Source organism: Cetobacterium sp. (genome assembly GCF_977044495.1).
The window spans coordinates 29,580-43,182 of sequence record NZ_CDRRQU010000009.1 but is presented as its reverse complement, the minus strand read 5'-3'; the positions used below and the strand labels follow the sequence as shown (position 1 = coordinate 43,182).

General features: G+C 30.7%; 13 protein-coding genes, 1 other RNA gene and 1 pseudogene. 13 read left to right on the top strand and 2 right to left on the bottom strand.

Annotated elements, in window-relative coordinates:
* The first annotated feature begins 6 nt into the window (after positions 1-6).
* The 12 genes and pseudogenes from ACWI69_RS03695 (at position 7) to rpmA (ending at position 9,436) form a co-directional block, all read left to right on the top strand.
* Positions 7-1,755 carry a peptidylprolyl isomerase gene (locus tag ACWI69_RS03695; protein WP_448820501.1) on the top strand — a complete coding sequence of 583 codons (1,749 nt, stop codon included), beginning with the start codon at positions 7-9 and terminating at the stop codon, positions 1,753-1,755.
* 143 nt (positions 1,756-1,898) lie between these two features.
* Positions 1,899-3,680 carry a DNA primase gene (gene dnaG, locus ACWI69_RS03690; protein ID WP_448820500.1) on the top strand — a complete coding sequence of 594 codons (1,782 nt, stop codon included), beginning with the start codon at positions 1,899-1,901 and terminating at the stop codon, positions 3,678-3,680.
* Positions 3,681-3,723: 43 nt separating this feature from the next.
* Positions 3,724-3,882: pseudogene (locus tag ACWI69_RS03685) on the top strand (RNA polymerase sigma factor region1.1 domain-containing protein); the annotation flags it as partial.
* Between the two features lie 246 nt (positions 3,883-4,128).
* Positions 4,129-4,959 carry an RNA polymerase sigma factor RpoD gene (gene rpoD / locus ACWI69_RS03680; protein WP_448820522.1) on the top strand — a complete coding sequence of 277 codons (831 nt, stop codon included), beginning with the start codon at positions 4,129-4,131 and terminating at the stop codon, positions 4,957-4,959.
* Positions 4,960-5,018: 59 nt separating this feature from the next.
* Positions 5,019-5,852, top strand: coding sequence for a sigma-70 family RNA polymerase sigma factor (locus ACWI69_RS03675; RefSeq protein ID WP_448820499.1), 834 nt, complete (start codon positions 5,019-5,021; stop codon positions 5,850-5,852).
* Entirely contained in the window at positions 5,849-6,637 is a 789-nt protein-coding gene (locus tag ACWI69_RS03670; RefSeq protein WP_448820498.1) for a Nif3-like dinuclear metal center hexameric protein, read from the top strand. The genes ACWI69_RS03675 and ACWI69_RS03670 overlap by 4 nt, the downstream gene beginning before the upstream one ends.
* Positions 6,638-6,649: 12 nt before the next feature.
* Positions 6,650-7,213, top strand: a complete 564-nt coding sequence (locus ACWI69_RS03665; protein WP_448820497.1) for a hypothetical protein — start codon at positions 6,650-6,652, stop codon at positions 7,211-7,213.
* An RNA gene (rnpB, locus tag ACWI69_RS03660) (RNase P RNA component class A) lies at positions 7,203-7,538 on the top strand. Before ACWI69_RS03665 ends, rnpB begins: the two co-directional genes overlap by 11 nt.
* Before the next feature lie 79 nt (positions 7,539-7,617).
* Positions 7,618-8,382: a toxin-antitoxin system YwqK family antitoxin gene (locus tag ACWI69_RS03655; RefSeq protein ID WP_448820496.1), complete on the top strand. Its 765-nt coding sequence runs from the start codon at positions 7,618-7,620 to the stop codon at positions 8,380-8,382.
* 108 nt (positions 8,383-8,490) lie between these two features.
* Positions 8,491-8,802 (top strand): 50S ribosomal protein L21, encoded by a 312-nt coding sequence (gene rplU / locus ACWI69_RS03650; RefSeq protein ID WP_448820495.1) that lies wholly within the window; start codon positions 8,491-8,493, stop codon positions 8,800-8,802.
* 7 nt (positions 8,803-8,809) lie between these two features.
* Positions 8,810-9,145, top strand: coding sequence for a ribosomal-processing cysteine protease Prp (locus ACWI69_RS03645; RefSeq protein WP_448820494.1), 336 nt, complete (start codon positions 8,810-8,812; stop codon positions 9,143-9,145).
* The gene (gene rpmA, locus ACWI69_RS03640; RefSeq protein WP_023049937.1) at positions 9,146-9,436 is read left to right on the top strand and encodes a 50S ribosomal protein L27; all 291 of its coding nucleotides are present in this window, start codon (positions 9,146-9,148) and stop codon (positions 9,434-9,436) included.
* A 77-nt stretch (positions 9,437-9,513) separates the two neighbouring features.
* On the opposite strand, the gene ACWI69_RS03635 is transcribed toward rpmA, so the two are convergent.
* Positions 9,514-11,127, bottom strand: a complete 1,614-nt coding sequence (locus ACWI69_RS03635) for a phosphatidylglycerol lysyltransferase domain-containing protein (RefSeq protein ID WP_448820493.1) — start codon at positions 11,125-11,127, stop codon at positions 9,514-9,516.
* 63 nt (positions 11,128-11,190) lie between these two features.
* Positions 11,191-12,993 (bottom strand): translation elongation factor 4, encoded by a 1,803-nt coding sequence (gene lepA / locus ACWI69_RS03630; protein WP_448820492.1) that lies wholly within the window; start codon positions 12,991-12,993, stop codon positions 11,191-11,193.
* Positions 12,994-13,141: 148 nt separating this feature from the next.
* Here lepA and ACWI69_RS03625 point away from each other — a divergent pair, with 148 nt between their 5' ends.
* Entirely contained in the window at positions 13,142-13,597 is a 456-nt protein-coding gene (locus tag ACWI69_RS03625) for a YhcH/YjgK/YiaL family protein (protein ID WP_448820491.1), read from the top strand.
* Positions 13,598-13,603: the final 6 nt, after the last annotated feature.

The following is a 13,603-nucleotide window of genomic DNA, read 5'->3' as shown; positions in this document are numbered from 1 at the left end:
TAAAAAATGGCAATTAGAAAATTTAGAAAAAATATGAAGCCAGTTATCTGGGTAATAACAATATTCTTTTTTATAAGTTTGATAGCGGGATATGCTATGTCATTTAGAAATAGTTCTGCAAATACACAACTAGCTTTTAAACTAAATGGAAAAAAAGTAACAATGGCAGAAGCACATAGATCTATGGCTATAATGTCTGAAAATTATAAAAGATATTTGGGAAGTAATATAGACCCAGAGCTGATGAATACAATTGCTTTTAATGAATTAATCAACAGAAATCTTTTATTGGAGATGGCAGATAAATTAAAGATAAAAGTTTCAGGAGCTGAAGTAAATGCTCAGATGGATCAAATAAAAGCGGCGTTTCCAGATAAAGAGCAATTTAAAAGTGCACTTCTAAGCCAAGGATACACTACAAAAACTTTAGAAAATGAAATTAGAGAAAATTTAATATTACAAAAAACATCAGAAGCTATAGCTCAAGGAGTTCAAGTTACGCCTAAAGAGATTGATGAATATTATGCTGATTACAAGTATACAATGTTTCAAGGGAAGCCATTGGAAGATGTGAAAGCTCAAATAGAGCAGGCCCTAAAATTGCAAAAGGGTGCAGAAACATACGCTAAGGATATGTCTGAAGCTAGGGCAAAAATGAAATTAGTAGATTTGGATAAGAACTTTGATGCTTACGTAGAGAAAGAAGAGTTCGAGTTTGATGGTGTTAAAGTAAGTAATGTTGAGTTTGATAAAAGAGTTTTAAATAGTTTAGCCATGACTAAAGGTAATTTAGAACAAGCGAAAGAACTAGCAAAATCATCAATTGAATCAGAAATAAAATTATTAAAAGCTTCTGAAGCTAGAGGAATAAAAGTTGATTCTGCTTTACCTCTAGATTTACAAGTTGCTAATGCTGTAAAAGAGCTGTATGGAAAATTAAAATCAGAAGTGAAATATACTCAAAGTGACTTAAAAGAGTTTTTTGAAGAGAATCAATTAAATTATGACACTTTAGAGAGTGCTGATGCAAATATAGCTATTTTAAAGGTTCAACCAACAGAAAGTGATGAACAAAAAGCAAAAACAAAGGCAGAGGATCTTTTAAAGAAAGTAAATAAAAGTAATTTTGCAGAGATGGCTAAAAACTTCTCAGATGGTCCTAGTGGACCTGCAGGTGGATCTTTAGGGACTTTTAAAAAAGGAGATATGGTAAAGCCTTTTGAAGATGCAGCTTTTGCAGGAGTTCCAGGAGAGGTTTATCCAGAAGTTGTTAAAACACAATTTGGATACCACATAATTTTTGTTCAAGAAAAAGATGAGAAAGCGGGAACAGTGACTGCAAGTCATATTTTAATAATTCCAGAGCCATCAGAAGAGACATTGGATTCAAAAACTGATCAAATTTCACAAATTGTTAAAGATTTGACTGATAAAACAATAACTTTTGAAGATTTAAAAAATGATAAAGATATAGTTTTCTCTGAAAAAATAGATGGCATAACAAAAGAGGGATATATTCCAGGATTAGGATACAATGAGGAATTAGCAAAAGCTATTTATGATTCAAAAGTTGGAGGTATTGGGTTCATCAAAGACCAAAAAGACTTTATAATATATAAAAAAGATTCTCAAACTGAGGAGAAAAAAGCCAATTTCCAAGAATTTGAAAATCAAATAAAAGTAGATTATATCAATACAAAAGCTCAAGAAGCTCTAAAAGAGATTGAATTGAGTACACAAAATACAGAAAAGTAGAAAATGAGAAGGATTTTTTAAATCCTTCTTTTTAATTTAAAAAAAAATTGCATATTTACTAAAAATATAATATAATTTAGGATAGAGCGGTTTGCTCTTAAATATTTTTTACTTAAAAAATCTAAGAGATTGGGAGAATATTGATGAAATATAAATCAGAAGATATTGATTTATTGTTACAACAATTACATATTGAAGAGGTTGTAGGAGAGTTTGTTGATTTAAAAAAAACAGGAGCTAATTTCAAAGGCTTATGTCCTTTTCATCAAGACAATAATCCATCATTTGTAGTAAGCCCAAACAAAAATATTTGTAAATGTTTTGTGTGTGGTGCTGGTGGAAATCCTATAAAATTCTATTCAGAGTATAAAAAAATATCTTTTGTTGAAGCAGTGGAGGAGTTGGCAAGTAAATATAATATTCCAATAAAAAAAGTAGGAAATAGCAAGAATAATGAAAACAAAGAGTATTATGAAATTATGGAAGAGGCTTATACCTACTATAAAGAGGAGATATTTAAAAATACAGCTCGTGATGCTTTAGAATATCTATCTAAAAGAAAAATAAATCCAAAATTAATAAAAGAGAATGGAATAGGATATGCTCCTAGTGATTGGACAGGACTTTATGATTATCTTATAAATAAAGGATTTGAAAAAAAGAAGATATTCGATTTAGGGTTAGCTAAGGAAAATGAAAAGGGAATATATGATGCTTTTAGAAATAGAATTATTTTTCCTATATATTCAGTTTCAGGCAAGATTATAGCTTTTGGAGGTAGATCTTTAGAGGATAGTAAAGATATTCCAAAATATATAAATTCACAAGAGACTCCTATTTTCTCAAAAGGAAAAAATTTATATGGTTTTATTCAAAAGGGTAGTAATATTAAGAAAAAAAATTATTCCATTTTAATGGAAGGGTATATGGATGTGTTATCAGCTCATTCGTATGGATTTGATGTAGCTCTAGCTCCGCTAGGGACTGCTTTAACTGAAGAACAAGCACTTTTATTAAAAAAATATACTAATAATGTTATCCTTTCTTTTGATATGGATGAGGCAGGACAAAAAGCCACTGAGAGATCTATATTTATTTTAAAATCAGCAGGATTTAACATTAGAGTATTGTTGTATAAAGACGCAAAAGATCCAGATGATTACTTAAAAAAATATGGAAAGGAAGCATTTCTAAAAGTGGTAAAAGACTCTTTAGAGGCTTTTGATTATCTATATTTGCGATATTCTTCTGAATACAGTTTAGAAGACCATATGTCAAAACAAAATTTTATAAATAGATTTAAGGAATTCTTTCAATGTTTAGAAAATGATTTAGAAAAAAGTTTGTATATTGATAAACTAAGTAAATCATTAAATATTGAATCAGATATATTAAAATCTATCTTAATAATAAATAATAAAAAAAGAATAAAAAATACTTATGAAAAAAAAGAGGAAAGTAAGAATTTAGACGAAAAAGGACTATGTAATCTAGAGAAATTAACGTTAGCTTTAATTCTTTCTCAAAATGAATACCTTGAAGATTTTAAAGATAAGGATATTAATAGTAGTTTAGGAAAAAAGATATTTCAATATCTAGAGTTCTTAAAAGAAAATCAGGAAAAGAGTTCAAATATAACAAAAGATATAATACTAACAGGAAATTTGAGTTCGGATGAAGAGAAAGAACTAGTAAAAATATCACTACTTTCAATAGATGACTATTCAAATAAATTGGATATAGAAAAAGGATTTCAGATTATTTTTACGTCATGGTTTATTCTAGAGTTAAAAGAGGCACTAAAAGAAAGAAGCAATTTATTAAAACATATTAAACTGAAGAAGATAGAGGATAAATTGAAACAACATATTGAGTTCAATGACCTTCGTGCATTGTATGAGGAGTTTAAAGATATCAATGCTTAAAATTTTGAGAGATAATTTTATTCAATAGAGGAGGCTTCAACTAATGAAGGAGTTTATAAAAAATGAAAAGGTTTTAGCTTTATTAAGAAAGGCAATGGAAAGTAAAGTAATAAGCTATGAAGAGATTAATAGCCAATTGAGTTCAGATTTTCCACCTGAAAGAATAGAGTTTTTAATAAATGGAATGACAGAACAGGGAATAAAAATTATTTCCCAAGAGGAGATAAAAAAACAGGAAAATATTAAGAGAAAAGACGAAGATAAAAAAGATATAAAAAAAGTTATAACTCCACTAGTAAAAAGACCTGTTGTTGAATTAGATGAAGAGGATGATGAAGAGGAAAAAAGCACTGAATATTCAGATGATTTTGATTTTAATCCAGATGATATTGAAGAGGTAAGTGAAGACGATTTAGTAAATGATGATTTATTTAGTATAACTGGAGAGATGGAAGTAGATGAGCCTATAAAGATGTATTTAAGAGAGATTGGGCAAATTCCATTGTTGACTCATGAAGAGGAGTTGGGATATGCAAAAGCAGCTTTGGAAGGAGATGAATACTCTCAACAACAACTTATTGAAGCAAACCTTAGATTAGTTGTAAGTATAGCTAAAAAACATACAAATAGAGGATTAAAACTGTTAGACTTAATTCAAGAGGGAAACATAGGACTTATGAAAGCGGTTGAAAAATTTGAGTATAGTAAAGGATATAAATTTTCGACTTATGCAACTTGGTGGATAAGACAAGCTATTACAAGAGCGATAGCTGATCAAGGAAGAACAATTCGTATACCAGTTCACATGATAGAAACAATTAATAAGATTAAAAAAGAAGCTAGAATATACCTTCAAGAGACTGGAAAAGATGCTACTCCAGAAGTTCTAGCTGATAGGTTAGGAATGGAAGTTGAAAAAATAAAAAGTATTCAAGAGATGAACCAAGATCCTATATCTTTAGAAACTCCAGTTGGAAGTGAAGAAGATAGTGAATTGGGAGATTTCGTAGAAGATAATAAGATGCAAAATCCATATGAACTGACAAATAGAACCTTACTTAGAGAACAACTAAATGACGTTCTAAAAACTTTAAGTAGTAGAGAAGAGCAGGTATTAATCTTTAGATATGGATTAAATGATGGTGCCCCAAAAACTTTGGAAGAAGTTGGAAAGATATTTAAAGTGACAAGAGAAAGAATCAGACAGATAGAAGTTAAAGCACTTAGAAAATTAAGACATCCAAGTAGAAGAAAGAAACTGGAGGATTTTAAAGTATAAAAATATGGGGGAGAGTTGTATCCCCCATTTTATTATTAAAAGAGAAAAAAGGGGAAGATATGAAAGCGAGAGTATTTGAAAAAGAGATATTAGAAAATTGTGTTGATGATAAAGAGTTTGTAAAATTTTTAAAAGAGAATCCAAATTTAAAGTTAAAATTTGAAAGTGTGGATATAAGAAAAGAGGAGAAAATAGAGGAAAATAGCTATGTTATTGAGGGAATTGTTGGAGAATATTTGGAAGAAATATCTTCCATCCAGCCACTTTCAAAAGAAGAATTAAAAGCAGTTTTAGAAACTTTGGACGAAGAAGAAAGTACACATAGATTGATAGAAAGCAACTTAAGAGAGGTGGCAAATATAGCGTTTGACTATTTGATAGCTGGAGTTGATTACCTAGATTTAATTCAAGAGGGAAATATAGGAATAATAAAAGCTTTGGAAGAGTATAGATCTTCTAATGGTGAGATATTGGAATACATTAAGTTGTGGATTAGAAGAGAAATGTTATTATTTGTTGATGAAAAGGTAGAAAACGAAAAACATATGTATAAAGGATATTTTTCTAAAAGAAAAGAGGAGCTAATAGAGCATGAAATTGTATCGGAACTAGAGGAGGAAGATAGTGAAGAGATACCTTTAGAAGAAAAATCTGAAATAATTGAAGAGAAAATAAATGAAGTTGAAAAACTTGACTATAATTCAGTTCCAAAGAAAATGTCATATTTGGAAGAGGAGATTTTAAAGAGGTATTACGGGCTGATTGGAGATAAAAGAGAGTCTTTATTTGAAATTGAAAATGCTTTAGACTTAAAAAGAGGAGAGGGAGAGAGGCTATTTGAAGAAGCATTGACAAAAATATCTTTGGGAGGAGGAAGAAGTTTAAAGATATGAAGTTAAGTAAAATTATAACTTTTTTAGAAGAGAAATTTCCTATTTCTTTAGCTGAGGATTGGGATAATGTGGGGTTACTGGTAGGAAGTAGAGATTCAAAAGTGAGAGGAGTTCTTTTGTCATTGGATTTAACAGATAGTGTTATTGACAAAGCGATTGAAGTGGGTGCTAATCTAATTATAACTCACCATCCAATAATTTTTGCACCTTTAAAAAAGATAAATAGTGATACTTTAGTAGGACGAAAAATTATAAGATTAATAGAGAGTGGAATTTCGGTGTATTCAATGCATACTAACCTAGATTCAGGAAAATCAGGATTAAATGATTTTTTAGGAGAAAATATACTGGGACTAAGAAATGGAAAAATACTTGATCCAATGGAAAGTAATGGTAGGGAGTATGGAATAGGAAGGATTTATAAAATAGAAGAGGGAGTGAGCATTGAAGATTTATCGATTTTATTGAAAGAAAAGTTAAATTTGAAAAGTATAAGTATAGTGAGAGCAAAAGAGGAAAGAGGGATAAAAAAGATAGCTTTGGTCAGCGGAGCAGGAGCTTCTTATTGGAGAAAAGCTAAAAAATTGGGGGCACAAGTTCTAATTACAGGGGATGTAAAATATCATGAAGCTGTAGATGCAAAAGAAGAAAATTTTAATTTGATTGATATAGGGCATTTTGAAAGTGAGTGGATATTTTCGAATTTATTAGAAAATTTACTGAAAAAAGAGTTTGAAATATCTATTTCAATATATAATGATGGTCCAGTTTTTGAAAAAATGTAAGGAGAACATGGAATGCTAAAAAAAGTTACGATAGGTTTATTAATATTTTCTACTTTAGTTCTTGTAAAAATAAACGACTATAGAAATGTTTTTTCAGAGGATGAAAAGTCAAAAATATCAGTAGTTGTAGAGAGTTTTCAAGAGAAAACAGGCAATAAACTTTATTTAAACACTCTGGAAGAAAATGAAGGTTTTGAAGCAGCCGAGCAGGAAAAAACGGTTATTGTAAATTTAATAAAAAATAATGAAAACGAAATTTTAAAAATACAGTTGAAAATTTCTCAGGATTTAGCACCTGAAGATATGGCGTCTGATTTATCTCTATTGTTGAAAAATGTAGAGGAATATACGAGCGAAAAAAATGAGTCTCTTATAGCTATAAATTTAGTTGAGGGATTACAGGAGATTTTTGTAGTGAACTTTGATTCTCAAGAAAATATTAAAGGATTTGACCGGATGACAGTAAAAACCAAGATATTTTTAGGAATTTTATTGACATTTTTGGTATTATCTATTAGAATGGTACAGGTAAAAAGAAAAAAGAGAAAATATAAGTTAAAAAGTGATAGGTATTAGAGTTAATCGCTTGTGTAAGCAAGAGGAAAGTCCGGGCTCCACAGAGCAAAAGGGTAGCTAACGGCTACTAAAGGAAACTTTAAGGAAAGTGCCACAGAAAATAGACCGCTATGTATATAGTAAGGGTGAAAAGGTGGTGTAAGAGACCACCAGTTTTTTAGGAGACTAAAGAAGCTAGGTAAACCCCCTTTGGAGCAAGACTAAATAGGAGAGAATAGGGGTTGCTCGTCCTCTCTCAGGGTAAGTTGCTTGAAGCTATAAGCAATTATAGCTCTAGATAAATGATTGACAAATACAAAACCCGGCTTATTTAATGCCTATCAATAATAAACAACTGAGTCAAGAAATTTCGTATAAATTCCTTGACTTTATTTTTTACATAAAATATTATTGGGAGAATTGTTATGAAAAAGATAAGAATAGTAATGGGAGTAATATTATTAGCACTGGTAGGGTGTACCCCTCTAGAAAAAAAGATGAGTGATGAAGATAGAATCTTATTGCCATCAATTCCAAAAAAAGCTTATGATGTAAGTATTTCAACTATGTCAGAGGGGGAATTTATCCCTCAGACAGATATAATTCATACAGGTCAAAATGTAGCTTTAGCGGATAGCGGAATAACAGAGATTACTTTAAATGGAATAGATCAGGTAAATATAGCAAACAAACAAGTGCGGAATAAATTGGCGTATAATGGAAATTCAACAGTTCCATTTACTGGAACATTTGCGGCGGTAGTGGGTGTTCATAAACATTATACAGAGGAGTACAAAGATGGAAAGCTAAATGGATATAAGGTTTGGTACTCTGAGGCTGGAAGAGTTGGGATGAAAGAGCCTTATACAAATGGATTGAAAAATGGAGTACAAGAGACATATTATAGAAATACAGGAAACATTCGTTCAAGAGTGACATATTCAGATGGGAAAATATCAGGACCAACGATATGGTATGATAACAAAGGAAAAATATTGCACCAAGAGGATTTTAAAGGTGGAAATGGAGAATGGATTGCATATTGGGACAATGAAAAAATTAGAGAGAAGGGGAGACTGGTTGGAGGGCTCCAAAATGGTGAGTGGAGAAGTTACACTTCAAAAGGTGAGTTAGAAAAAATTACAAATTATAGGAACGGCTCTCCGTTATCACAGGAGTGGCTAAAATAAATTAATTGACAAAGTACATAAAAAATGATAGAATGAACAGTAGATTAAGCTTGGATAAGGTCGTCAGCAACCGAATCTAGCGATCTTTATACTTTTGGAGGTGTTAGAATGTACGCAGTTATAAAAACTGGAGGAAAACAGTACAAAGTTGCAGTAGGTGAAGTATTAAGAGTTGAAAAACTAAATGCTGAGGTTAACACAACTGTAGAATTAACAGAGGTTCTTTTAGTATCAAACAATGGAGAGATTAAAGTTGGAACTCCTGTTGTTGAGGGTGCTAAAGTAGTTGCAGAGGTTGTTGCTCAAGGTAAAGGAGCTAAAGTTGTTAACTTCAAATACAAGCCAAAGACTGGATATCACAGAAAGAAAGGTCATAGACAACTTTTCACTGAGATTAAAGTTACTGCAATCAATGCATAATTAGTTTATGACAAAGATTGAAATATTAAAAAAAAATGGTAAAGTAGTTAGATACAGAGCCAATGGTCATGCTGAATACGCTGAATACGGGCAAGATATTGTTTGTGCTGCAGTTTCCATGGCAATGCAATTTCCGTTAGGAGGATTGCAAGAAGTTTTGGATATTACACCAAAATTTGAAATTGACTCCGATGGGTACTTAGACGTTGATATGAGGGGAATGGATTTTTCTAATAAGGAAAAAGAGGTTCATGTATTATTAGATACAATGGTATTGATGTTGAAAGAACTATCTAAGGGTTATCCTAAACACATAAAGCTTGTAGAGAAGGAGGAAATTTAGATGCTATTTACATTAAATATACAATTATTTGCGAAGAAAAAAGGACAAGGTTCTGTTAAGAACGGAAGAGATTCTAATCCAAATTACCTTGGAGTTAAGAAGTATGATGGAGAAGTTGTAAAAGCTGGAAACATCATTGTTAGACAAAGAGGAAATAAGTTCCATGCTGGAAACAACATGGGATGTGGAAAAGATCACACTCTATTCGCATTAATCGATGGATACGTAAAGTTCGAGAGATTAGGAAGAGACAAGAAGCAAGTTTCAGTTTATGCTGAGAAAGCTAACTAAGATTTTAAAAGGAGAGATTCATAATCTCTCCTTTTTTTCATATACTTAAAATACTTAAAATACTTAAAATTAGAAAACTACTTTTTACTAAAGATTCCTAAGATTCCTCCCGATATTAAAAGAGCAATATCTTTTAGTAGAGACGCTAGATTAAAATGACCAGAATATGCTAGATATTTGGATTCCCACTGAGGAGCAAATTTATCTTTAAATTGTTTTAAGCCTTCAAAATTATAGAAGTTACCGCCGTGATTGAATAAAAATACACTAAGTTTATTCCATAGAGGTGCTAATTCACCACCATATATTCCAGCAAGTGGTGCCATTCCCAAACTAAAACGTTCATATTCATTTTCTTTTGACCAGTTTATTATTTTTATGAATAAATATTCCATAGTCCCAGATGGTGCAGATTCAACATACCTCATTAAATCGATAGCAACTTCACTTTTATTGTCAGTGCTGAGTAAATTGGAAAAAGCAATCAATTCGTTATTTTCATCATATAGAAGTGCTATTTTAAAATTTTTGAGGTAATCTAGATTGAAGCTACCTAGAGAAAATTCTTTCTCCTTAGCTTTTTTATTTTTTAGCCAACTGTTGGAAACCTCTTCTAAAGAAGATTCAATCCCTTCAATAGAATCAACAACTTTGAAAGTAAAATTCATTTTTTCAAATTTATTGAAAGTATATCTGATTTTTTTGTACAGAGGTGTAGAGATATCGTAGTTTTTTAAATTGACAATAGCCTCTTCTCCTATTTTAATTATTTTAAGACCTAACTCTAAATATTCGGAAAGGTGTTCTTTAGAAATTTCATAGAAGGCTATATTTTTTCCACTTTGTTTTCCAATTCTATAAAAATCTTGTATAATTTCACGAAAATATTCTTTATCACCAATAGGATCACCCATAGATATAAGGTTACTATTTGTATTTCCATACATGATGAAAGAGTTTTTTCCTCTGTCAAAAAGAATTGATTTATCAGGTAGTAAAGCTAGAGAAGCATAGCTATTATCACTTGATTTAATTATTTTTTTTATTTCATTTAAAACCTTTGAACTTGGTATTTTTTCTACGCTTAAGACAGTGTTAAAAAAATTAAAAACTAAAAAGATACAAAATATAGAGAGTGATATAAAGCTATTTCTTAAGAAGATAGTATAGTGCTTATTTAAAACTAAATGCCACCAAACTTCTTTTTTATATTCAACAGTTTTAAAGGAATAAAAACCAAAAAATATACTCAGTAGAATGACCAGTAAAGTAAAGAGAACCCATTTTAGAGATAATTTATCTTTTAGAATTGAAGATTTTCTGTAAAAACGATCTTTGGATGGAATTAATAAAATTAAAATAAAACTGAAAAAAGCTGCCTCCAAATAGTTGAAGCCCTTAAAAAAACTAAAAAATATGGCAAAAATAAAAGCGACAATAGATAGATAATAGGCACTATCTAATCTTCTGTAGATTCCATACGCAAGTATAAGAAGAAAAGTTCCTATTACATTGGATGAAAGGTGAGATAAGGTTATAATATCCCCCGGTAAAACAGAGTAGACAAATTTGATGTATCTTACATCAAATTTTGATGAGTTTGAAAATATAATAAGGGTTCCAGATAAAAAAATCAAAATACTCAAAATAGTTGGAAAAATTCTTTTTAAAATGAAATGTAATTCTTTCATAGATATAAAGTCCCCTCCTTAATAAGCAAAAGGTGAGCCAATTAGCTCACCCGAAATTTTAGATTAATCATTAAGCTTAAGAACAGATACGAATGCTTCTTGAGGAATTTCCACATTTCCTATTTGTTTCATTCTTTTCTTTCCCTCTTTTTGCTTCTCTAAAAGTTTTTTCTTTCTAGTAATGTCTCCACCATAACATTTAGCAAGAACATTTTTTCTATAGGCTTTAATCGTTTCTCTAGCTATTATTTTAGCTCCCAGTGCAGCTTGAATAGGAACTTCAAACTGTTGTCTAGGAATAATTTCCTTCAGTTTTTCACAAATAGCTCTTCCTCTAGATGCAGCGTGATCGGTATGAGCAATAAAGGAGAATGCATCAACAACATTTCCCGAAACAAGAATATCTACTTTGACAAGATTTGATTCTTTATAGCCAATCATCTCATATTCAAAAGAAGCGTATCCTTTGGTTCTAGATTTTAACTTGTCATAGAAATCGATGACAAGTTCTGCAAGAGGTAACTCATAGATTACCATTGTTCTATTATCATCTATATACTTCATATCAATATAAGTTCCTCTTTTTTCCTGACAAAGCTCCATAACATTTCCTACATAATCTTTTGGAGTAAGGATACTTCCCTTTATATATGGCTCCTCAACACAGAACTTTGCTCTTCCACCTTCAGGAAAATCACAAGGGTTATCAATAACATAAGTTTCTTTTCCCTCTAAAGTGATTCTATATTCAACCGAAGGAGAAGTAGATATTAAGTCGATATCGTATTCTCTTCTAAGTCTTTCAACAATAATTTCCATATGTAATAGTCCCAAGAATCCACATCTAAATCCAAACCCAAGCGCAAGAGATGTCTCAGGAATGAATGTCAAAGAGGCATCATTTAACTGTAGCTTTTCTAATGCATCTCTTAAATCTTCATAATCATCTGTAGAAAGTGGATATAATCCAGCAAATACCATTGATTGAGCGGCTCTAAATCCATCTAATGGCTCAGCACAAGGTCTTTTAGCATGGGTTATAGTATCCCCTACCTGTGTATCCTGTATAGTTTTGATACCTGTTATAATATATCCCACAGATCCTGAACTTAATTCTGATTGCTCTTTTTTTGTCGGAGCGAAAATACCACATTCAAGTACTTCAAATTCTTTTCCAGTTGACCATATTTTAATTTTATCTCCTTTTTTGATGGTTCCGTCAAGAACTTTAACATACGTTATAACTCCTCGATAATCATCAAATAATGAATCAAAAATCATAGCTTTTAAAGGAGCTCCTTCATCAAACGTTGGAGCAGGGATTCTTTCAACAATAGCTTCTAAAAGTTCATCAATTCCAATTCCAGCTTTGGCTGAAACCAAAATAGCATTATCTGCAGGTAATCCAATAATATCCTCAATTTCATTTTTAACTTTTTCTACGTCTGCAGCAGGTAGATCAATTTTATTGATAACAGGTACGATTTCAAGATTATTTTCAAGAGCTAAGTAAACGTTCGCTAAGGTTTGAGCTTCTACACCTTGAGCGGCATCAACAACCAAAAGAGCTCCTTCACAGGCAGCTAACGAACGAGAAACTTCATATATAAAGTCAACGTGTCCTGGAGTATCAATAAGATTTAGTTCATATTCATTTCCATCTTTAGCAGTATATTTTAAAGTAACAGCCTGAGCTTTTATTGTAATTCCTTTTTCTCTTTCTAATTCCATTGAATCAAGAAGTTGTTCTTTCATTTCTCTTTCAGTAACAGTTCCAGTAGTTTGAAGCAGTCTATCAGCTACAGTTGATTTACCGTGATCTATATGTGCTATAATTGAAAAGTTTCTTTTAAATTTTTGTAACACAATATCCTCCTCTAAATATATTTCTTCACACTATATTATAAAAGAATTATCAAAAAAAATCAATCTAAATTAAATAATAGCTTGACTTTATGAAGGTTTTTAGAATATCATTAAATAGAAATATAAAAAAATTAAGGGGGATTAGTAGATGATCTTTGGACAAATTGATGAATTAAAGTTTTATAAGGGAATTTCTAGTGGTTTGGATATGGCGATAGAGGCTATAGAGAATGGAAGTTATAAAAATGGAGTGTTGGGAAAAAATGAGTTAGATGGAGAGAATGTATTTTTTAATCTTCAAGAGTGTAAAACAAAAGTTTTAGAGGAGTGCTTTTTTGAAGGGCACAAAAAATATATAGATATTCATGTAGTGATAGATGGCGAAGAAGGAATTGGGTATTCTTTAAAAAGTTCTTTAAAGGAAAAAACTGAATATAATGCTGAAAGTGATTTTCAAGTTTTAGAAGGAGTGGAAGAGTACAGATTAAATATGACTAAAGATAATTTTCTAGTAGTTTTTCCAGATGAGCCTCATATGCCATTAATTGCAAAAGATAATGAACCTAAATATCTAAAAAAAGTAGTATTTAAAATAAAATATTAAGAAGAA